Annotated in this window: 19 protein-coding genes; 11 read left to right on the top strand and 8 right to left on the bottom strand. The window is 62.2% G+C overall.

Translation table 11 applies throughout. The features are described 5' to 3' along the window. Positions 1–41: 41 nt before the first annotated feature. The 9 genes from BM338_RS18735 to BM338_RS18695 are packed head-to-tail and all read left to right on the top strand — an operon-like array spanning position 42 to position 5928. The gene (locus BM338_RS18735) at positions 42–518 is read left to right on the top strand and encodes a COG4648 family protein (protein ID WP_255367393.1); all 477 of its coding nucleotides are present in this window, start codon (positions 42–44) and stop codon (positions 516–518) included. Next, complete coding sequence (locus tag BM338_RS18730) at positions 515–889, top strand: ApeI family dehydratase (RefSeq protein WP_090453684.1); 375 nt, start codon at positions 515–517, stop codon at positions 887–889. The genes BM338_RS18735 and BM338_RS18730 overlap by 4 nt, the downstream gene beginning before the upstream one ends. Next, entirely contained in the window at positions 882–1850 is a 969-nt protein-coding gene (locus tag BM338_RS18725; protein WP_090453682.1) for an LpxL/LpxP family acyltransferase, read from the top strand. Before BM338_RS18730 ends, BM338_RS18725 begins: the two co-directional genes overlap by 8 nt. After that, positions 1840–2337, top strand: coding sequence for an acyl-CoA thioesterase (locus BM338_RS18720; protein WP_090453680.1), 498 nt, complete (start codon positions 1840–1842; stop codon positions 2335–2337). Before BM338_RS18725 ends, BM338_RS18720 begins: the two co-directional genes overlap by 11 nt. After that, positions 2334–3056 (top strand): class I SAM-dependent methyltransferase, encoded by a 723-nt coding sequence (locus BM338_RS18715; protein WP_090453678.1) that lies wholly within the window; start codon positions 2334–2336, stop codon positions 3054–3056. Before BM338_RS18720 ends, BM338_RS18715 begins: the two co-directional genes overlap by 4 nt. After that, positions 3053–4243, top strand: coding sequence for a beta-ketoacyl-[acyl-carrier-protein] synthase family protein (locus BM338_RS18710; RefSeq protein ID WP_090453676.1), 1191 nt, complete (start codon positions 3053–3055; stop codon positions 4241–4243). Before BM338_RS18715 ends, BM338_RS18710 begins: the two co-directional genes overlap by 4 nt. Then, positions 4240–4704: a hotdog family protein gene (locus tag BM338_RS18705; protein WP_090453674.1), complete on the top strand. Its 465-nt coding sequence runs from the start codon at positions 4240–4242 to the stop codon at positions 4702–4704. Before BM338_RS18710 ends, BM338_RS18705 begins: the two co-directional genes overlap by 4 nt. Then, positions 4701–5429, top strand: a complete 729-nt coding sequence (fabG, locus tag BM338_RS18700; protein ID WP_090453672.1) for a 3-oxoacyl-ACP reductase FabG — start codon at positions 4701–4703, stop codon at positions 5427–5429. Before BM338_RS18705 ends, fabG begins: the two co-directional genes overlap by 4 nt. 58 nt (positions 5430–5487) lie before the next feature. Next, entirely contained in the window at positions 5488–5928 is a 441-nt protein-coding gene (locus BM338_RS18695; RefSeq protein ID WP_090453670.1) for an excinuclease, read from the top strand. Positions 5929–6043: 115 nt separating this feature from the next. On the opposite strand, the gene BM338_RS18690 is transcribed toward BM338_RS18695, so the two are convergent. The 5 genes from BM338_RS18690 to BM338_RS18670 all read right to left on the bottom strand — a co-directional run bounded on the left by BM338_RS18690 (position 6044) and on the right by BM338_RS18670 (position 11669). Next, entirely contained in the window at positions 6044–8500 is a 2457-nt protein-coding gene (locus tag BM338_RS18690) for a fimbria/pilus outer membrane usher protein (RefSeq protein ID WP_143109344.1), read from the bottom strand. 61 nt (positions 8501–8561) lie between these two features. Then, a complete protein-coding gene (locus BM338_RS18685) occupies positions 8562–9254 on the bottom strand; it encodes a DUF1120 domain-containing protein (protein WP_090453666.1) in 693 nt (230 codons plus the stop codon). Positions 9255–9265: 11 nt separating this feature from the next. Beyond that, the gene (locus BM338_RS18680) at positions 9266–9985 is read right to left on the bottom strand and encodes a hypothetical protein (protein WP_090453664.1); all 720 of its coding nucleotides are present in this window, start codon (positions 9983–9985) and stop codon (positions 9266–9268) included. A 92-nt stretch (positions 9986–10077) separates the two neighbouring features. Then, complete coding sequence (locus tag BM338_RS18675) at positions 10078–10782, bottom strand: fimbria/pilus chaperone family protein (RefSeq protein ID WP_218156390.1); 705 nt, start codon at positions 10780–10782, stop codon at positions 10078–10080. Between the two features lie 413 nt (positions 10783–11195). Next, entirely contained in the window at positions 11196–11669 is a 474-nt protein-coding gene (locus BM338_RS18670) for a hypothetical protein (RefSeq protein WP_090453660.1), read from the bottom strand. A gap of 279 nt (positions 11670–11948) precedes the next feature. On the opposite strand from BM338_RS18670, the gene BM338_RS18665 reads away from it, so the two are divergent. Next, positions 11949–13106 carry an isovaleryl-CoA dehydrogenase gene (locus tag BM338_RS18665; protein WP_090453658.1) on the top strand — a complete coding sequence of 386 codons (1158 nt, stop codon included), beginning with the start codon at positions 11949–11951 and terminating at the stop codon, positions 13104–13106. Between the two features lie 20 nt (positions 13107–13126). Here the strand turns inward: BM338_RS18665 and BM338_RS18660 are convergent, their stop codons facing one another. From BM338_RS18660 to BM338_RS18650, 3 genes are all read right to left on the bottom strand, one after another. After that, a complete protein-coding gene (locus tag BM338_RS18660; RefSeq protein ID WP_255367377.1) occupies positions 13127–14668 on the bottom strand; it encodes an ArnT family glycosyltransferase in 1542 nt (513 codons plus the stop codon). A 357-nt stretch (positions 14669–15025) separates the two neighbouring features. Further along, positions 15026–16168 (bottom strand): glycosyltransferase family 9 protein, encoded by a 1143-nt coding sequence (locus BM338_RS18655; RefSeq protein ID WP_177229414.1) that lies wholly within the window; start codon positions 16166–16168, stop codon positions 15026–15028. Between the two features lie 210 nt (positions 16169–16378). After that, on the bottom strand, positions 16379–19192 hold the full coding sequence (locus BM338_RS18650) for a S8 family serine peptidase (protein ID WP_255367376.1): 2814 nt from the start codon (positions 19190–19192) through the stop codon (positions 16379–16381). Positions 19193–19401: 209 nt separating this feature from the next. Between BM338_RS18650 and BM338_RS18645 the strand changes: the two genes are divergently transcribed. Next, complete coding sequence (locus BM338_RS18645; protein WP_090453650.1) at positions 19402–20586, top strand: thiolase family protein; 1185 nt, start codon at positions 19402–19404, stop codon at positions 20584–20586. Positions 20587–20721: the final 135 nt, after the last annotated feature.

Raw genomic sequence — 20721 nt, 5'->3', positions numbered from 1 at the left:
CGGTTATCGGACTGCTGTATCCGTTCCTTGTCTACTTTGGAATGGAACATGTGTCCACGCCGATATTCGCGCTGGTACTCGGCGCGATCTGGCTGATCCGTGCGCCAGGGTTGTTGAAACAACCCGGCGGGCGCTGGATGGTCGGCGCTGCGCTAGCCTATTGCACCCTGCTCGCCTTCAGTGGCGAAGCGGCCATGCTGCGCTGGTATCCCACCTTGATAAGCGCGCTGCTGCTATTCGTCTTCGGCATCAGCCTCAAGTACGGGCCGACGATGGTGGAACGCATCGCGCGCGTGCGCGAGCCGAACCTGCCGGCCAAAGCGATTCCCTACACGCGCAAGGTCACCTGGGTGTGGGTAGGTTTTTTTGTATTCAACGGCCTGATGTCGACCGCGCTCACGCTTTGGGCGCCATTGAGCTGGTGGACGCTCTATAACGGGCTGATCGCGTACTTCATCATGGGCGTGCTGTTCGCCGGTGAATGGCTGCTGCGCCGACGGCTGCGGATAGCATCATGAATACCTCAGCGGCATCGCCTCCCACGCATCCCGTGTTGCTGTCCGAACACGAACAAGACGGCCGCCACACGTTGTCGCTGCAGCTGCCGCTTGACCTCCACTACTTCGAGGGCCATTTCCCGCAACTACCGGTGCTGCCCGGCCTGGTGCAGATCGCGTGGGCGCTGGAGTTCGCATCAGTGCGTCTGGATACGCCGACGCACTGTCGCCGCATGGAGATGCTGAAGTTCCAGCAGTTGCTCCGTCCCGGCGATCGCATCGATCTCATCCTTGAATACGAAGCTGCGCGCAACCGGCTGCACTTTACTTACCGCCGGGATGGCGCCGATGTCTCGTCCGGCCGCATGGTCTGGGAGGGCGCGCATGACTGAGCCGCTCACCCAGGAGCGCCACTGGGCCGTGCAGAAGGAGCGCGGCAGCTTCATCCTGATGAAGTTCACCGCCACGGTGGCGCGCCGTCTTGGCCGTCGCGCGCTGGCGCCGCTGTTGTATCTGATCGTGCTGTATTTCTTCGTCTCCGGCCGCCGTGCCCGCCACAGCGTGCAGCAGTATCAGACGCGCCTGGCGGCGTGGAGCAACCGCCCCACGTTGCGCCCGCGACTACGTTCGGTATTCGGCCAGTTCATGGCCTTCGCCGACTGCCTGCTCGACCGGCTGGATGTGTGGAACGGCAAGTTGCGCCTGGAGCAGGTGGAACTGCACGACCCGTCGGGTGTGCGCGAACAACTGCTGCAAAGCCAGAGCAGTGGTCGCGGGCAGATCCTGGTTTGCACGCACCTGGGCAATCTGGATGTCTGTCGCGCGATGGCCGAGTTGGGCGAACAGGTTCCGCTCAACGTCCTGGTGCATACCCATCATGTCGGCCGCTTCAATCGCCTGCTCGGCGAAGCAGGCGAACATCGCATGCGTCTGATCCAGGTCAGCGAGCTGGATACGGCGCTGATGCTGGACTTGTCGCAACGCATCGATCGCGGCGAATGGCTGGCGATTGCCGGCGACCGCGTGCCGCTGCATGGCGGACGCTGCGTCACGGTTAATTTCCTGGGCCATGCCGCACCGTTCCCGCAAGGCCCCTGGCTGATGGCCGGACTGCTGCGTTGTCCTGTGAACCTGATCTGCTGCCTGAAAGTGGATGGCAGTTACCGCATCCATCTCGAACCGTTCCTCGATACACCAACCTGGGAACGCGGACAACGCGACGCGGCCATCCAGGGTTGGGTACAGCGATACGCTGACCGGCTGGCCCAGCGTTGCCTGGAGGCGCCCCAGCAGTGGTTCAACTTCTATCCGTTCTGGCAGACACCGAACGCGGAGACTGAAGATGCGCGCTAAAGGTGTATTGAGCGTCGATACGGACGTATTGGTGCCGTTCTTCGATGTGGATTCGATGGACGTGGTCTGGCATGGGCATTACGTGAAATACCTGGAGATCGCCCGTTGCGCGCTGCTCGACGATATCGGCCACAACTACACGCAGATGAAAGCGGCCGGTTACGTGTGGCCGGTCATCGATATCCAGCTGCGCTATGTGCGTGCGGCGCGTTTCGGCCAACGACTGAACGTGCGCGCCGAACTGATCGAATGGCGCAACCGGCTCAAAGTCCATTACCTGATCAGCGATGCGCAAACCGGCGAGCGCATGACGCGTGCCAGCACCATACAAGTCGCCGTGACGACCGCCGGAGAACTGCAACTGCTTTCGCCACAGGTGTTTACCGACGCCGTGGAACAACGACTGGCGCGCCTGACCACGGCCCAGACCTTACCTGCGTCGCCGGCCAGCGCCGAGGACCTTCAACCGATGATCGTTTGCCCATGAACTACGCCAGCCCAACTTATGTGGAAGAAACACGCATCGGCTTCCAGTTCCTGCGCACGCATACCTGGCAGCACCATGTGCTGCGCGTGGCGATCAACGATCTCAAGCGGCTGATCGGCGAACCGCTGCCGCAGGGCGGCGCCTTGCTCGATGTCGGTTGCGGCCAAGGCAAATCATTCCGCCTGCTGCGCGATGCGTTCCGGTTCGATCGCCTGATTGGTCTCGATGCCGATCCGCACAGCGTGGAGCTATCGCGGGCTGAAGCGCAGCACGAACGCATCGATGCGGAACTGCTCATCGGCGATTGCGCGCAGATCGAACTGCCCGACGCCAGCGTCGATATCGTGTTCTGCCACCAGACCTTCCATCATCTGGTGGAACAGGAGCGCGCGCTGGCCGAATTCTGGCGCGTGCTGAAACCGGGTGGGCTGCTGTTGTTCGCCGAGTCGACCAAGGCGTATATCGATACCTGGGTGATCCGCTGGTTCTTCCGTCACCCGATGGAAGTGCAGAAGAGCGCGGACGAATATCTCGCGATGCTGCGCAAACAGGGTTTCGAGTTCGAGAACCGGCACGTGTCCCTGCCCTATCTGTGGTGGAGCCGCTCGCGCGACTTCGGTCTGCTGGAACGCTGGGGCCTGCGCACTCCGCCGCCGCCCGGCCAGCGCGAGGAAACCCTGGTCAACGTCGCGGCGCGCAAGCCGCTTGCAGACACATGAACACCTATCTCAACGAACTCGGCGTGGTATGCACGCTGGGCGCCGGCAAAGCCGCCGTCGCCGAGGCGCTGTTTGCCGGCGATGACAGCGGCATTCGCCAGGAGGCCGGCTGGCTGCCGGACCGCACACTGCCGCTGGGTGCGGTGCGAATGGAACTGCCGACCGTGCCTGCCACGCTGGCTGGGCATCGCGACAACCGCAACAACCGCCTGTTGCTTGCCGCCGCGCTGGAGATCGAGGCACCGATCCGCGCCGCCATCGCGCGCTATGGCAGCGAGCGTATCGGCGTGATCATCGGCACCAGTACCACCGGCATCGACGAAGCTTGCCACGGCATTGCCGCGTATCGCCGCGATGGCGTATGGCCGGCAGACTATCGCTATGCGCACCAGGAGCTGGGCGCGCCTGCCGAGTTTCTCGCCGAATGGCTGGATCTGGCCGGCCCCTGCTACGGCATCTCCACCGCCTGTACCTCTGGCGCACGCGCGCTGCTCAGTGCGCGGCGCCTGCTGCGCATGGGTGTGTGCGATGCCGTGCTGTGCGGCGGTGTCGACACGCTGGCTGGCCTGCCGACCAACGGCTTCCATGCGCTGGAGGCACTCGATAGCGAGCGTTGCCAGCCGTTCTCGCGCCATCGCCGCGGCATTAATATCGGCGAAGCGGCCGCGCTGTTCCTGATGACGCGCGAACCCGGCCCGGTGGCATTGCTGGGCGGCGGTGCCAGCTCCGACGCCTATCACATGTCATCGCCCGATCCGCAGGGACTCGGCGCGCAGCAGGCCATGCGCGAGGCATTACGCGATGCGGGATTGGATGCTGCGCAGATCGACTACCTCAACCTGCACGGCACCGCCACCGAACATAACGACGCCATGGAAAGCCAGGCCGTAGTGGCGGTGTTCGCGCAGGGCGTGCCATGTTCATCCACCAAGTCGATGACCGGCCACACGCTGGGTGCGGCCGGCGCGCTGGAAGCCGCATTCTGCTGGCTCAGCCTGCGCGACCAGGACGACGAGCGTCGCCTGCCGCCGCAGGTGTGGGATGGCGTGGCCGACCCCGCCTTGCCGGCTCTGACTTTTACCAAGACAGGCAGCCGTCTACCCAGCAGCGGTCCGCGCCGCCTGATGAGCAACTCCTTCGCTTTTGGCGGCAACAACACCTGCGTGGTGCTGGGAGACGCAACATGACCTTGCGGCCCATCGCCGAAGTGCTGCCACATACCGGTGACATGATCCTGCTCGATCGCGTGATCGAACTGGAAGCCGAACGCATCGTGTGCACGCGCACCGTGCACGCCGGGGGCGCCTTCGTCGAACACGATGGCACCTTGCCGGCATGGATCGGCATCGAGCTGATGGCGCAGACCATCGCAGCCTGGGCGGGCTGTCATGCATTGGCGGCTGGTGAACCGATCCGTCTCGGCTTTCTACTCGGCGCGCGGCAATATCAGTGCGACGTGGATGCTTTCCCTGCCGGCAGCGAGCTGCGCATCGAAGCCGTGCGCCATTTCAACGACGAGGATGGCATGGGCGTATTCGCCTGCCGTATCGACGCAACCGGCGCGCATGCCGAAGCGCGCCTCACTGTCTTCAGCCCACCGAATGCAGCTACCTTCGCCGCATCCGAAGCACAGGAATTCCGCTCATGACCGACACCATCCTGGTCACCGGCTCCAGCCGCGGCATCGGCCGCGCCATCGCCATGCGCCTGGCCGCCGCCGGCTACGACCTGGTGCTGCATTGCCGCTCGCGCCGCGACGAGGCCGAAACGGTGCAGGCCAGCATCCATGCGCTGGGCAAGCAGGCGCGCATCCTGCAATTCGACATCGCCGACCGCGCCGCCTGTGCCGCCGAGCTTGAAGCGGACGTGGGCGAGCACGGCGCGTACTACGGCGTGGTCTGCAATGCTGGCCTGACCCGCGACGGCGCCTTCCCCGCGCTTACCGGCGACGACTGGGACCAAGTGCTGCGTACCAATCTGGATGGTTTCTACAACGTGCTGCATCCGCTGATCATGCCAATGATCCGCCGCCGCGCACCGGGCCGCGTGGTGTGCATCACCTCGGTCTCCGGCCTGATCGGCAATCGCGGACAGGTGAACTACAGCGCGTCGAAAGCCGGCGTGATCGGCGCCGCCAAGGCGCTCGCGATCGAACTGGCCAAGCGCAAGATCACAGTGAACTGCGTGGCCCCCGGCCTGATCGACACCGACATGCTCGATGCCGAACTGCCGCTGGAAGAGATCCTCGCGATGATCCCGATGCAGCGCATGGGTACGCCCGATGAAGTCGCCGCCGCCGTGCAGTTCCTGGTGAGCCCGGAGGCCGGCTACATCACCCGACAAGTCTTGGCCGTGAATGGCGGCTTGTGCTGAAAGCGAAGGAACCCTCCCTCGCCGTTGTTGTTCCATCTACTCAAGGAGATCGACCCGCATGAAAGCAAAACATCTCAGCCTAAGCGCCCTGTTCCTGCTCGCCCTGCCCGCCGCGAGCATGGCGGCCGACCGCGTCGTGCACCTGCCGTTCGAGCAGGTCGTGGCCGAAGCGCAGAAGAGCGGCAAGCTCGACGGCAGCGTGAAGTTCTACCTGGCCGGCAACGCAGCAGCCAGCAAGGCGACGGTGATCAAAGATGTCGACATCAGCCGCAAGACCAATGCGTTCGGCAAGAAAGACGACGTGTCCTGCGGCTGGGTGCTGCAGACCGTGCTGATCAGCCTGCAGGACCAGGCCAAGGCGGCCGGCGCCAATGCGGTGGTGGACATTGTGAGCGACTACAACGGCGCGACCTATCGCGACAGCCAGAATTACGAATGTCACGCCGGCTTCCTGATGTCAGGTGTGGAGTTGAAGGGCAAGCTGGCGAAGCTGCCGTAAAGCCAGCTCGCTGTAGGAGCGCACCCCCGGATCGAGTCCGGGGGTGCGCTCTTACGAAAGAGGGGGAGTGGCAACGGTCACCAGTGGGTGATCGTGAATGGATGCCACTTCTGTCTCAAGAACATGTGGCCGGCGCCTCTTCATAAGGCGACTCGGGATCGAACCGCTCCGGCGTTTCATAGGAGACCTGGCAGCGGGGCGCTCCTGACGACTCAAGATAGACCGGCTTGCCAATATCGGCATTGGTCAAAATCAGGTTGCCCTCACCGATCACCGTGCCCATGAAATCACCATCGCTGTTGAGCACACTGCTGCCCACTCGGGCAAACGAGCCATTGGGCATGCGCACCTGCAGCATCAGCTGGCGAATCTCGGTGGCGCCGATCGTCTGGGTCATCACGCTGCCGCGTGCGAGGTTCAACTCGATCGCCGTTGTCTCCAGGCGATAGTTCAGCGGCAGACTCTTGCCGTCCACTTGGATACGCGAGGGGTGATAGGGATAGATAGTCGGCACCAACGCCGTGCCCCAGGCGGACGTGCGGACACCGCTACCGGACCCGGTCAATCGCAGGCCACTCAAATCCGGCACCTTGACTACAGCAAAGGTGTCGCTGACTTTGCCAGCGCCCATCGCCACCGTGCGGTCGTCTGTCACCACCATGCTGCCGGTGGCAGAGCCATACATCGAGCGCGAACCCTGACTGGATTGCGAAACACCGCCCGACCATTGGGCATAGGCAGCCTGCGCTGCCACGGAGGCGCTCAGACTCCGCTCGTTGCCGGTGCCCGACGCGTCCAGCTGATACCCCACATCGGAAGAAAGCTTGCCTTGATAATTGGCCGCCACCCTATGGGCGCCGGTGTTGCGGTGATAGAGGCGCGTACTAAGACGATCTCGGCCGAGCGGCATGGTCACGCTCAGGTAGGCCGCTTTGTAACTCTGTACGCCTTTTTGCAGTGAGAGATTGACGTGGGCTCGACCGAGCTTTCTACCGGCATTCAACGAATGCGTTATGTAACTTCCCGTCACGTCGCGCGTGTGCGACACGCTGTAACCAAAGCTGCCCCACATCATGCTTGACCAGCCAAGCGACGCGCTTAGCGATTGCAGAAACGGGGCGACATAACCCTCACCGTCATATCGGTAGATGGTGTCTTCCAGCACGGAAAATTTGCGCGTGCGCGACTGCCACGACAACCCAGCCGAGACATTGCCCCCCAGCGACGTCGAGCCCTGCACCTGCCATTCGTAACCCACTCCTTTTGGAGCAGATCGAGATACACGCAGATTGGCTCCCACCCATGCGCTACTTTCAGTAGACAGGGAAGCCTGCGCGGATAGACCCTGGTAACGCTTGGCCAGAAGTGCCGACTGGATCAAACGCAGATTGGGCCGCACATTGAAAGCGTAGTCGCCGTAAACCAGCCACGGCGCTGCCGTGATGGCCGACGCATCGTAGGCACCCAACCGATAGCGGCCCACGCCAAGATGATAGATCGGCGGCGCTGAAACGGTAGCTGCCGACATAGGGGCCGGCACGGAAAAGCGCGTTGTGCGCCCGTCCTCCTCCATGACCACCACATCGATATCGGCATGCCCCGCCACCGCACCGATATCACTGAGCGAAAACGGGCCTGGCGCCACCACGGTGCGATAGATCACCTGACCACGTTGACGCAGCTCGATCACGGCCTGGGTCTCCGCGATGCCCTGGATGGGCACGGCCAAAGCACCGGTACCTATCTGCGCATTATCGGAATAGATTTGCGCCCCGATGATCGGCATGCCGCCAAAGCCATCCGACGCCGCATTAATCTGCCCTGCCTGCAGCAGCGACTGCATGGACTCAATACCGCGCTGGACATACGCCGCTTGGTGCTGATAACCCGCACTGAACTTCGCACGCGTGTAGGTTCCCTGACTCCGAAATGCCCAGTTGTCTACATTGAGACCCGATTCCAGCTGTGCCTGAAAATAATCGCCTCCGCTGCCACCGCCCTGGAGCCGCCGCGCGAAAACACTGTAGTTGAGCAACGCCGCACGGCCGCCCCGCCGATATGCGCTTTCGCGTGCCGCGGGATCAAAGGCGTCCTCCGGTACGATCAGGTTGACCCTGGCTATGCCCGGCTTCAGATCCACCCGCATGGCCGGAAACACTTCTTTGGAATCAAGACATGCATCGCCCTCAGGCGTCTCTGGCACACGCATGCCCAACTGATGCAACAAGGCACGCTCAAAACATACCTGCCCTTCGCCATCAAAGCGTACCTCGCGAAGCTGTCCGCGGCCTGCATTGACAGTCACCGTCACCTGCTTCTGGCCAGGAAGAAAGCGCGCTTCGCGAGAGAAGAAGCGAGCAACTTCTTCTGAATAACCGCGATTGGCCAGCAGTTTGGTGTCGAACAAAATCTCTGCAGAACCGGCTGCCGTATCGACGGCCGACGCATGGATGTCGGTTCCGAACAAGCTGGCACCCAGGCCCATGCTGATACAGGCGGCCAGTGTCAGTTGTCGACAAACTCCAGACATGATGAGCCCTCCTGCGCCAACGTGAGTTGGCACATTCCGCACAGCCGTAAAATTCGAATCGATGAGAGAAGCGGGGCAGCACCAGCCGCCCCGCACAAGGAACTTAGAGTCCGAACGAATAGCTGATGACCACCTTGCCTTTCAGGTTTACATCGGAATTCACCGGGCCTCCCATCACCGCGGAACTTGCCAGGTACGGCTGAACTGTCATATCTACAACGAAGACTTTGCCAGCCATCAACGGCGAAGGCGTAACTCCCGTACCGGCCGCGGAGGTGACCCAGCCATGCGAAAAACCATGCGCCATATATTTGGCGTCCTGACCAACGCCATTGCTGTCGTTGGGCTTGCCTATGAACAAGTAGGCTCTTTGAAGCCCTTTGCCATCGCCAGCATCAACCTTGGGATTCGTCATGTAGACGGTGTAGTAGCCGATCTTGCCATTGCCGTTGATATTGCCCAGACCAAAATTGGTATCGCCGCCCAGGCTGGCTGAGTCGTGCTCTACGTCAACCGCCCCGAAGGTAAGGTACGTCAACGCATCGCACGTGACAGTCCAAGTTTTCGTCTGTGGATCTAGTGGCTTATCTCCTGTAGCTGGGATCAATGCCGACCCTAGCGCGCCGTAGTGATACTCAACATCACCGTCCGGATTGGCACCCTGCACCTGGCAACCTGGCACCGTGATTGTGCCCTTCACCGCCAGCTTCGACGGCCCCGTGATTTCCGCTGCTGCAGTTGTGCTGCCCGTAGCCAGCGCCAGCATCAAACTGGCGTATATCGTGATCTTAGTCATTGCCCCTCTCCTTACTGCAGACCTAAGGAGAAGGTCAGCGCAGCCAGACCATCGAGCTCGACGTTTGCAGTCACCGGACCACCCATGACACCACTGGTCGCCAGGTACGGTGTCACCGTCAGCTTGGCCTCGAAGTAGTCGCCAGCTGCCAATGTATTGTTCGCGGTCGCCCAGCCCATCTGGTAAGTGGCGCTGTTGTTCTTATTGAGTAACACGGTGGGCGATGCGGTAAATGTCGTGGTGGTCGTGGCGAACACATTGGTGGTGACCGGCGGCACCACCGGCGTAGCCAACAGGCTCCCCACCTTGGCGTCGGACATGTTCACCGTGTAAAAACCCAGCTTGCCGGTGCCGTTGATGTTGCCCAGACCAAAGCGTGTGCTATTGGTAATGCCGGGCACGCTCACTGTGTCATTACGCTCATCATTGATCTTGAACGTCAGGTACGTTCTGCCGGTGCAGGTGACGGTCCACGTCTTCCCTATGCCGGGCAACTCGGTCGTGTCGGTCGCGGAACTACCCGAACCCGGCTTGATCTGGTTCGGGTTGATATTGGCCGTACGGTATTCCACGGTGTCGCCGGTGGCACCTTCAGCGCTGATCGTGCAACCCGGCACTTCCAGCGAGCCGGTGACTTTCAGGTTGGCGGTGGGGAAGGCGGCATAGGCCTGACCACCGATCAGCAATGCCAATGCGCCGGCCAGGGCCGTGAGGGGGAGTTTCTTGATCATGGGGTAACTCCTTGGCTTTGGGTTGGCAACGGCCACCAAAGGCGATGGTCGCTGTATAGCCCTGACGGCGATCGTCAAGGCAGCAGCCCCACTCAGCGCGATACATCCAGCGTGGCAGTTGCCTGCACGAGGCCATAGCGGCTCAGCGGGGTGATCGTGATCTGTGTCGCTGCCGCAGCACCTTCTGCGGTAGCGCTCATGCTTTGGCCCGGCATGATGTAGGCGTGTGCAAGCGGAATCTCGACGCCGGAAGGCTGCAGCCTGATAGCGGGCCCCAGACGCACTACACGCTTGCTCGGATTGGCCAGCGTGATCTGATTGCCCTCCACGCGCACGTTGAGCGCTTTCCACGGCGTGGCATCCGCCGGCATGGACTTGGGCTGCGCAATGAAGCCAATTTCCTGCCGAATCGGCATTCGCGTGCCGCCCTTGGCTTTTTGCGTCACGCCTTCGAACGATGCTTTGAGCAGGTACTCGCGATCCAGCGAAACTCCTTTCTTCAACGCGAAGTTCACCAGCTGGCTCTGGCCCGGATCGATGCGCGTGACAGCGGGCGTAACCAGGATGCTTTTGGCGAAATCCTTATCATCGAGATCGCTCAGCTTGCTCAACAACAGGATCGGTTCTCCGCCGGTATTCTCGACATTGAAGCTAGTACGCCTGTCGCTCTCATCCATGATTACGGTGGTGCTTTGCAGTCGAAAGGTGGACGCCATCGCCGGCATTCCAGCAAAGCTCGCAAGGGCAAGACTGGTGAGGGACAAAATCCGGGTGCACGCTGCCACGCGCGGCTTCAAGCGAAGTGCGTTCATGGGAAATTCCTTATTAGATAGGCGAAGTACCAACCTAAGCGTGAGTTCACTCAGGGGAGTCGCACTGATTTTTGAAGGTGTCCTTGATGCCCGTACATCGGCAATGCGCGTACTACATAGCTCGGTCCAGAAGATTTTTGGATCAACCGAGTGGTCAAGTCGCAGCCGAATTATCCGAAGCGAGGCCGCCGCCCGCCTATAGAAGACGTCTCAAAAATTTGGCACGCGCTAAGCACACGGAGAAGGATGTCAAGGCGCGCTGGACGCAGAAACATGGCAAGAGCTACTACGGCTACACGTTGCACGCGAACACGAATCGACGCTGGATTTTCATCCGCCGTGCGCAAGTGACTGCGGCGTCCGAAGGGTGGCCCGTCGGGGCCTCCAACGTGGCAGGTTTACGCAGTTTGACGCGCCGTGTGGCCGAGATAGACCGGAAAACCACGCATGGCTTGTTCCAGCTCCTCACCGAAGCGCGTGAGCTGTCCATGCGTCACCAGGAACAATGCACTGTTACGCGTGCGGCACTCATCGGCCTGGCGTTCCGCCGCAGCAAAAATCTGCGGATCCAGCAGTACGACCGTCACCGCCGTCATGTCATCGCGCAGCGGTCGCTGCAGATACAACCCCACGCAATCGCCATCGGCGCACAGATGCAACTCGGTACGCTCGCCCGCCAGAAATGCTGGCAACTTGCCGTGCCAGGCCTGCAGATCCACCGCGGAAAGCAACGCACCCTTCGCGCGCAATTCGCGTTGCTCGGCGATGCAATGGGCATCCGCCATCAACGCATTGCGACACCAGGCATTCGACGCGGCCGGTGCATGACGCTGCAGCAGGGTCAGCCGCAGGCCACCCAGTTCAAGCGTCATCGGTAGCACGGAATCTATCCCAGGCGCCGGGCTTTGCCGTCGGCGCAGGACCATCCACACGAACAAGCCTCCGAGCAGTGCCGGAAGCACGAAAAGACCCCTCACATCCATAGCCCCCGAACTGCCCCTACCGCTTATGTGGCGCCACTTTGAGCCAGTCAGGGGCAATCCGCAATCAGACGATTTCCGACCCACCGTGATGCGCTGCGCCAAAGCCCGGCGGCCCGCCTGAGCTACCATTTTCTATTCCCCGCCCCCTTGCCCTTGCCGGAGTCTGCGATGCGCCCGTTCCCCCTCGGTGAAGATATCGACCTGTTGCGCGAAAGCGTTCATGCCTTCGCGGAAAAGGAGATCGCACCGCGCGCCACGCAGATCGATCATGAGAACGTTTTCCCCGCCGACCTGTGGCGCAAGTTTGGCGAAATGGGTCTGCTCGGCGTAACCATTCCTGAAGCTTACGGCGGCACTGGCATGGGCTTCCTGGCGCACATGGTGGCGATGGAGGAAATCTCCCGCGCCTCGGGCTCGGTGGGCCTGTCCTACGGTGCGCACTCCAATCTGTGCGTGCAGAACATCTTTCATAACGGCAACGAAGCACAGCGCCGCAAGTACATTCCCAAACTGTGCAGCGGCGAATACGTCGGTGCGCTGGCGATGAGCGAGCCCGGCGCCGGCTCCGACGTGGTCGGCTCGATGAGCTGCAAGGCCGAGCAGAAGGGCGATGTGTGGGTCGCCAACGGCTCCAAGATGTGGATCACCAACGGCCCCGACGCCGACGTGCTGCTGGTGTACATGCGCACCGCACCGCGCCCTGCCGGCAGCCGCTGCATGACCGCTTTCATCGTCGAGAAAGGCATGAAGGGTTTCAGCACCGCGCAGAAGTTGGACAAGCTCGGCATGCGCGGCTCCAACACCTGCGAGCTGGTGTTCGAGGATTGCGAGATTCCCGCCGAGAACATTGTGGGCGAAGTGAACGAAGGCGTGCGCGTGCTGATGAGCGGCCTCGACACCGAGCGCCTGGTGCTTTCCGGCGGCCCCATCGGCCTGATGCAGGCGGCGATGGATCTCACCCTGCCCTACGTACGCGAGCGCAAGCAGTTCAATGCGCCCATCGGCACCTTCGGCCTGATGCAGGGCAAGGTGGCCGACATGTATACCGCGCTGCAGTCATCGCGCGGCTTCGCTTATATGGTGGCGCAGCAGTTCGACAGCGGCTCCAAATCGCGCATCGATCCTGCCGCCTGCTTGCTCAATGCTTCGCAGAATGCGGTAAAGGTCGCCCTCGAAGCGATCCAGGCGCTGGGCGGCAACGGTTATATCAACGAGTTCCCCGCCGGCCGCCTGCTGCGCGACGCCAAGCTCTACGAGATCGGCGCGGGCACCAACGAAATCCGCCGCATGCTGATTGGCCGCGAGCTGTTTCACGGCAAGTCGTAAGACGGCACCTGCCGCGCCGGTTATTCCGGCGCGGTACCGCCTTCTTCCCCGGAAGCCGCCAGTGCAGGTGCTGGCCACACCGTCAGCCACACCCCACGAAACGGCTGAATGTAGACCGCGTTGTTGCGATCGGCAGCGGTCAGCTGACGCGGATAAGTCACGATCAACCCATCGGGATGCGCCGCGGCCCAGGCCTTGATCGCCGGCTCGCCGCGCAGCGGTGTGATGGGCCGGGTCAGACGCCCGAGGAAGTTGAACTGGCCATCGTTCGAGCCAATGTTCGCTACCGGCTGGCCGTGGCGCTCGGCGTTGCCGATCAAGGTCGCGACATGAGCAAAGTCGTACGCGGGCCACAGGGTCAGAGTGAACAGACCGTTCGCCGCGACCACGCCGATCAAGCCGGCGCAGGCAATGCGATAAAGCCCGTTCTTTCCCGGCACCAGCAAGAGTGCGCCGAGCAAAAGGTAAAGCACGCCGAAGGCGGCGCTATGCGGTGCGATCGTCGTCAGCTGGGCGTTGTTGATGGCGCCGCTCCGAACCCAGTACGGCAACAGGATCAAGGCGAGCCCGAATCCCACCCCCAGCAAACCCAACGGCCATGGTCCAAGCCATGCGCTGTCCACCCATGCTAGGTGACGCTGGCGCAGCAGCAACAACGCTGCCGCAATAAGCAGGGCGAATGCTGCGTATTCGGGCAAGAGATAGTAAGGCTGCTTGCCGCTGATGATCGAAAAACCAAGCAATACCGGCCCCAACCAGCAGAACACGAAGCGCAGGCCAGGTTCGAAGGGGCGCCGCAATATGCCCACCGCCACCCATAACCGAGGCCACAGCGCGAAGGGAAAGATAAGCACTGGCAGCAGCGGCACGTACCACCAGAATGGCGCGGCATGCGCGAAAGCATCCACCACGCGCCCGGCGGTCTGATGAAACAGCAACTGATTGCGATAGGCTTCGCCACCCACCCATGCCGCAGTCAGCGCCCAGGCCAGCAACAGGCCAAGGCCGGCCAGCATGGCCAGCGCCCCCTGCCCGTACCAGCGGCGGCGCTCGCGTTGTGCCCAATCGCTCCAAAGCGGACCAAGCAGCCAGGGAAAGGCCACATGCAGCAGCATGACCGGCCCTTTCGCCAACAAGCCCAACCCCATCGCCAACGCAAACCAGGCGAAACGAGGCGCCTCCCTGCGCGGACTCGGCACCAGAGCCAGCAGGGCAGCAAGCACACAGACCGAGAGCAACACTTCGTACATGATCTGCAGGCCGAACAGAAAGCCATAGGTCAAAGCCAGCAACACCCACGGCGTCGTGCGCGCAATCTCGGGACGCTCCGGAAACAGTCTTCGCGCCAGCGTCGCCACCAGCACGAGCTGGGTACCGCCGAGCGCCACTTCGAGCAAGCGCGGCCAGACATCGTTGACGACGCCGACCGCCCAGCCAAGATGGATCAACCAGAACAGCAAGGGCACCTTGTCGCTGTACGGTGCGCCATTGAGATAAGGCACCATGAAACTATGCCGATGCCACATCTCCCAGGCCACCGACAGTGCACGGGTGGAATGCATGGGCATTGGCCCATGCTGGAACATCGCAACCAGGGCCATCGCCACCCATAGCGGCAACCACGCCCATGTCGCGCCGAGCGTTCCGATACGACCGTGAGGAAATTGCCACCGGCGGGATTGGCTTTGCAAAAATGTCACCTGGAGAATCTCAAGCCCTTGAATGAAGGTGACACGCACGCAGGCCAGCCAGCGTTCGAACCACTCGCACCGATGGTATCCGGCGCGTCTAACGAAGACACGACTGAGCCGGTCGCAGCTCTGGTTTCAACCATCGCAACGCGCAACCAAGCCTCTGCGAGGAAGCGGGAGCCACCCCTGAAAAAAAACTTCGCGCTATCGATCACACGGGGTCGCGAATCAATGAGACTTGGTGACTTGACTGGAACACGATACCGGCCCGCCATCCGTCTGCCCAACATTATCCTTCGCATCATCGCTCGGCATCGCTACCGCCAATCCGGGCTGTGCGTCGGCAGAACCAACCAATACGTTCCGATAAACCTGCACGACACGTCCAGCTGCTTCCGCGGCTGTCAGCCCTTGGGTTAGCAGCGGGTTGTTTCCCGGACCGTAGGGCTCGTAGACCGATGCATCCGTCACGCAGAACATGCCAACGGTGGGCACCTTGGAGGCGACGGCGAGATGCATCACACCGCAGTCCGCGCTAATCATCAAATCCACACCAGCCATCACCGCCCCCATACGCCGAATGTTCGACGAGTAGTAGCCAGGCCATTCGGAGCCCAACATCGATTTCCCGTGCATGGGAATGATCTCGATGATGCGGCTATCCGGACAGGCCTCCTTGAGCGCGCGGATGAAGTCGTTCCACCATGCGGCTGGATAGCGCTTGGCGCCTGTCGCGTTGGCGAAAATACCGATCACGGGGCCCGTTTCCGCCTTGGGATACGTCGCCAACAAATCATGGAGCAGCGACCGGCCTAGCGCGCGTTCGCTGTCGGTCAGACGGATATCCAGCGGGAAGAAATGCTCCGCATCCTGCGCTTGGGGCGGCATGCCCCAGCGAAGGAGGTTTACCGGACGCTTGGCCATGTGCCGCATCGCCACTGAGTTCGACACCAGATGCGTCAAACCCGGATGCGTGACAGGATCACCAAACCCAAGCTTGTATTGTCCCTTGAAGAAGCGGGTCAGCACGCGACTGAAATTAGATCCCCCGCAGGGATCGATGATCAGGTCGTAACGCGTCCTGCGCACCTGCAGGAGCATCGACAGAAAAGACCAGGGATGTTTGAACCCGCGCTTCGGCAGGCAGTAAATGTGATTGACCCTCGGGAACGCAGAAAACACGTCGGCGGCGATACCACCTTCCGCGACGATATCGATCTCGGCGCCCCGATAAAGACTCTCGAGCTCCTCGATCAGAGGCGTAAGCAGAATGGTATTGCCCAGCCGGTGGTTCGGACGGCATACGAGGATGCGATAAATTCCTTTTCGCGGTATGGCTTCCTTGCCAGCACGATCAAAAGAGACACTCAAGAAGTCACCGGCTGTGCAATGGTTTACTAACATTGCATCCATGCACGCGGGACCCACCCAACGCTACGGGTGGTGATACATGGTAAGTATCGTCACCGCTATGTCTTTGGCGGTGCTTAGCAGCACCGCGCTCCCTTCATAAACCGCACAACAGGAATGACTCCTGTACCGATCGCATCGCTTCTTGGCGAACGAAGAACCTGGTGAATCTCACCAGGTGTATTGATAAGCCAGTGTTGCCATCTTGGCTTGATCGCGTTGACCGAAGTACTGGTCGTAACCGATCTGCAAACTGGCGCGGGACGAGAACCGCCAGTCCAGCGCCGTGCCCACGATCCCCGAGTAACGCGCCAGTCCGATGCCGCCCAGCGGCGCCCACTGGTTCAATCCGCTAAAGCTCGCATCGAACACATCGCCGCGAGTCGCAAAAGCTTGCTGCCATAGCAGCCTTGCCTGCAGGCCGATACTGCCGCCGCTCGCCAATGACCAGCGCTGCGAGGCACGCAGGCCGGCACCGGCCTGCCAGCGTTCGATGGTCTGCGCGCTGGCCTTCAGCCCAAAACCATCGCCACCCAGCTCATTGAATCCATCGCGCTGGATACGGGTGTATTGCAGATTCACGTAAGGGATCAGCTGCATGCCGCCGAGCGACCAGCGGTAACCGCTTTCGCCGTAGGCGACGCCGTAGCGTCCATGGTTGTCGCTGGCGACCGCGCTCGACTGGCTGCCAAGACGCAGATAGCGACGCATGTTCTCCTGGTAGTCGCCTACACCGAGGCGCCCCATCGCATACCACGCATTGCGGATCACACCGCCGTACGCCATGCCTTCCACCGCGCGGCTGCGTCCCTGGTCGGCGCTATCGGTGAGACGTCCGAGGCCTTGCACCTGACTTACCGCGTAGCCAGCGATGCCGTTGCCGCCCAGGCGATGATCCTGCCCCACCATCCAGCCGCTGAGATCGAGGCCGACATTGCCGTAACCGTTGCGCGCCATCGCGCCCTGATACCCCAACCCTTGCGCCCAGCCACCACCGACGGGTGCGTTAAGCAGTTGATCAAAGCGATCGGATAGCGCGCGCGTGCCGGCGTCGATCGCCTGCAACGTCATCGCCGCACTGGCCGCATGCAACTGACCCGACAGACTCTCCAGTGATTGCTGTGCTGCTGCCACCGAGGGAGATTGCTGCAACTTCGCCGCGCCTTCGATAAAGCTTGCGGATACCGGCTGGCCGCTGGCGGCCCCTTGCGTCAGCTGTGTGTTGATCTGCCCGAAGGCGGTATCGACGCGCTGCGCCGCGCCCATCGAGGCGGCGGTATAACTCATGCCCTGCACAGCCGTCACCTGCACCTGCTGCACGTTGAGCCACGCACTGCTGGCGTCGTAATTGAGTGTGGCGGTGAGGAGAACGTTGGAGGCTTTGTTCAAGGCGGAGAAAGTCCCGGTCAACCCACCGTTCGCTACCAGCACATTGGTGTGCGAGTTGACCTGGTAAGTGGAGCCCGCACCGATCACGTACAGATCGCCACCGGTAAGACTGGCCGCGCCCGTTACGCGCAGTGCCGAACCGAGTTCAAGCGCCAGCCGACCCGCGCCGTTCTGGTTGTAGTTGCCGCCCACGGCGACGTCGCCGCCACGCACTGTCAGCACACCGGCATTGCTCACGCTGCCGCCGATGCTTGGCGTATCACTCAATGTGCCGCCTGCACTGATATTGACGCTGGATGCCAGCGCCTTGGCGGTGAGCACGCCGGCCTGCACCTGAGTCAGTCCGGTAAAGCTGGCCGGCTGAGTGAGGTTGAGCGTGCCGCTACCCTGCTTGATCAGGCCGCCGGCGCCGGAGATCGCGTTGTTCCAGTTGGAGCTGCCGCTGAAGTTCACCGTGACATCGCCCCAGTCGAACTTTGCCGGGCCGTTCACCGCCTTGCCGACGTTGAGCAGGCCGTAGCCAAACACCGCATCCGGTCCGGCCGCACCGATATCGGTGGCAGTGCCGAGCAGGGTCTGCCGCACCAGGTCATTGCTGAAATACGGATAGGCCTGCCACACCAGCGCAGCTGCGCCGGAGACTTGCGGCGCCGCGAACGAGGTGCCCTTGACCACCCAGTACCGCGTGTCGGCCGGCGCGTTCTTGTCACTGACTATGACGTCGCCCGGCGCCGCCAGGCAATAGTTCATGGCGATACCACAAGCGTTGGAATAACTCGCCAGCTGACTGGGATTATTGCTGTCCACCGCGACCACGGCGAGCCAGCCACGGGCGAGGTCCGGCGCGCGGCTCGGCAAGGCGGCCACGTCGCTTGGATTGGCTTTGGAGTCGTTGCCCGCGGCGAATACCACCAGGCCGCCCCAGTTATTGATGAACTTGTTATAGGCGTCGTGGAAACTCTGAGTGGTCGCCGTGGCAGTGGCACTCCAATACAGACCGCCCCAGGAGTTGTTCATCACCTTGACGCCGTTGGCGATCAGGTCGTCATTGATCTGACCGAGCGGGTCGGCCGTGGTGACCTGGTTGCCCATGCCAGAACCATCGTCCTTCGGCGCGACGTCGCTGATGATGCGTGCCGAGATCAGGCTCGCACCGGGCGCGATGCCGCCAGAAAACTGCGCGTAGGTCTGGCCGGCGGCGATCTGGGATACCCAGGTGCCATGGCCGACTACGTCGTCGACCGCCGTATTATTGGTCGTCGGATCCACATAGATCAGATCCTTCAGCACCCGTCCGGCCAGCGCCGGGTGATTGCGCATCACGCCACTGTCGACTACGCCGATAGTGACGCCCTGCCCGGTGTAGCCCTGGTTATGCGCGGCATACGTATTAGTAAGGCTGAGCTGCGCATCGCCCGGCGGCTGCGCCGTAGTGGGCGGCGGCGGTGCTGAGGGCGTGACCGGTGGTGGAGCGGGCGACGTGCTGGCTCTGACATTGCTGTTGCCGCCACCTCCCCCGCAGGCACTCAGACTCAATGCCATGACAATGGCAACAGCCGCTTCGCGGCGCTTCAAATACAGCATCCCCGTGATCATGCTCGCATCCCCTCGCGTTGCCCGGCTCCCTGTAGATACTTGCCGGCCTCATGGGTATTTATGGTCGCACAACGCTGGCGTAACTAGCTGCGCGGTATGTCGTAAAACCTGTGCATCGCCAGCGGTTTGCCGGCAGTGGTAGGCGGCTGCGATAATCCGCCGGTTAGCTACCGGGTACCCACGCCCACAAGTCCTTTGCGGAGATCCCCATGTCGGACGTCAGTGTTGTTATCGCCGGTGCCAAGCGCACCGCCATCGGCTCTTTCCTCGGCCAGTTCACCGGTGTGCCTTCGCCCACGCTGGGCGCCACGGCCATCCGGGCGGCGCTGGAACAGGCGGGGGTCGCCGCACAGGATGTCCAGGAAGTATTGATGGGCTGCGTGCTGCCCGCCAACCTCGGCCAGGCACCGGCCCGCCAGGCCGCGTTGCAAGCCGGGCTGCCGCCCGCCGCCGGTTGCACCACTGTCAATAAGGTGTGCGGCTCGGGCATGAAGACCATCATGATCGGCCACGACCTGATCAAGGCCGGCTCGGCCGCCATCGTGGTGGCCGGCGGCATGGAGTCGATGACCAATGCACCGCACATGGTCAACGCCCGCACCGGCATCCGCTACGGCGACGGCCAGCTGGTCGACCACATGGCCTGGGACGGCCTGACCAATCCATACGACGGCAAGGCCATGGGCGTGTTCGGCGAGCTGTGCGCTGACAAGTACCACTTCACCCGCGAGGAGCAGGACGCGTTCGCCATCGAGTCGGTCAAGCGCGCCCAGGCCGCGCAGCAGAACGGTGCCTTCGCCGGCGAGATCGTTCCGGTCACCGTGGTCGGCCGCAAGGGCGAGGTGAAGGTGGATACCGACGAGCAGCCCGGCCGCTCCGACATCGCCAAGGTCCCGACGCTGAAGCCGGCCTTCCGCAAGGAGAACGGCACCATCACTGCCGCAAGTTCTTCAAGCATTTCCGACGGTGCCGCAGCTGTGGTGCTGCTCTCGGCCGACGACGCCAAAGCGCGTGGCATCAAGCCGCTGGCCCGCATCGTGGCCCACGCCACCCACTCGCAGGAACCGGAGTGGTTCACCACCGCCCCGGTCAGCGCCCTCAAGAAGGTGCTGGACAAGGCCGGCTGGAAGGTTGAGGACGTGGATCTGTTCGAGATCAACGAGGCCTTCGCCGTGGTGGCCATGGCACCGATGCGCGAGCTGGGCATCCCGCACGACAAGCTCAACGTCAACGGCGGTGCCTGCGCTCTCGGCCATCCAATCGGCGCCAGCGGCAGCCGTCTGGTGGTGACCCTGCTTAACGCCCTGAAGGTACGCGGCCTGAAGCGCGGCATCGCCTCCCTGTGCATCGGCGGCGGCGAAGCCACCGCCATCGCGGTGGAATGCATCGACTGAGAATCGTCCCAAACCGCTTATCCCCCGCCGATGAAAGGGGGATAACCGGGGGCGGCCTTGTTAAATAAAGATGTGGCGCAAATTCCGCGAAAGCGTTATTAATACGCCCGCCAAACGGCATTCCACGGCAAAGGA

The sequence above is a fragment of the Dyella sp. OK004 genome, from assembly GCF_900114495.1.
Lineage (GTDB): Bacteria > Pseudomonadota > Gammaproteobacteria > Xanthomonadales > Rhodanobacteraceae > Dyella_D.
Note: the sequence above shows the minus strand (reverse complement) of the source record. Positions and strands in the feature narration are given on the sequence as shown.

Excerpts from the sequence above, each read along its gene's own strand:
- BM338_RS18665 (WP_090453658.1), top strand. The coding sequence starts at position 11,949 with ATGCGCCCGTTCCCCCTCGGTGAAGATATCGACCTGTTGCGCGAAAGC.
- BM338_RS18715 (WP_090453678.1), top strand. The coding sequence starts at position 2,334 with ATGAACTACGCCAGCCCAACTTATGTGGAAGAAACACGCATCGGCTTC.
- BM338_RS18670 (WP_090453660.1), bottom strand. The coding sequence starts at position 11,669 with ATGACGCTTGAACTGGGTGGCCTGCGGCTGACCCTGCTGCAGCGTCAT.
- BM338_RS18685 (WP_090453666.1), bottom strand. The coding sequence starts at position 9,254 with ATGACTAAGATCACGATATACGCCAGTTTGATGCTGGCGCTGGCTACG.
- BM338_RS18730 (WP_090453684.1), top strand. The coding sequence starts at position 515 with ATGAATACCTCAGCGGCATCGCCTCCCACGCATCCCGTGTTGCTGTCC.
- BM338_RS18695 (WP_090453670.1), top strand. The coding sequence starts at position 5,488 with ATGAAAGCAAAACATCTCAGCCTAAGCGCCCTGTTCCTGCTCGCCCTG.
- BM338_RS18645 (WP_090453650.1), top strand. The coding sequence starts at position 19,402 with ATGTCGGACGTCAGTGTTGTTATCGCCGGTGCCAAGCGCACCGCCATC.
- BM338_RS18735 (WP_255367393.1), top strand. The coding sequence starts at position 42 with ATGGAACATGTGTCCACGCCGATATTCGCGCTGGTACTCGGCGCGATC.
- fabG (WP_090453672.1), top strand. The coding sequence starts at position 4,701 with ATGACCGACACCATCCTGGTCACCGGCTCCAGCCGCGGCATCGGCCGC.
- BM338_RS18705 (WP_090453674.1), top strand. The coding sequence starts at position 4,240 with ATGACCTTGCGGCCCATCGCCGAAGTGCTGCCACATACCGGTGACATG.
- BM338_RS18710 (WP_090453676.1), top strand. The coding sequence starts at position 3,053 with ATGAACACCTATCTCAACGAACTCGGCGTGGTATGCACGCTGGGCGCC.
- BM338_RS18720 (WP_090453680.1), top strand. The coding sequence starts at position 1,840 with ATGCGCGCTAAAGGTGTATTGAGCGTCGATACGGACGTATTGGTGCCG.
- BM338_RS18725 (WP_090453682.1), top strand. The coding sequence starts at position 882 with ATGACTGAGCCGCTCACCCAGGAGCGCCACTGGGCCGTGCAGAAGGAG.
- BM338_RS18660 (WP_255367377.1), bottom strand. The coding sequence starts at position 14,668 with ATGCATTCCACCCGTGCACTGTCGGTGGCCTGGGAGATGTGGCATCGG.
- BM338_RS18680 (WP_090453664.1), bottom strand. The coding sequence starts at position 9,985 with ATGATCAAGAAACTCCCCCTCACGGCCCTGGCCGGCGCATTGGCATTG.
- BM338_RS18650 (WP_255367376.1), bottom strand. The coding sequence starts at position 19,192 with ATGATCACGGGGATGCTGTATTTGAAGCGCCGCGAAGCGGCTGTTGCC.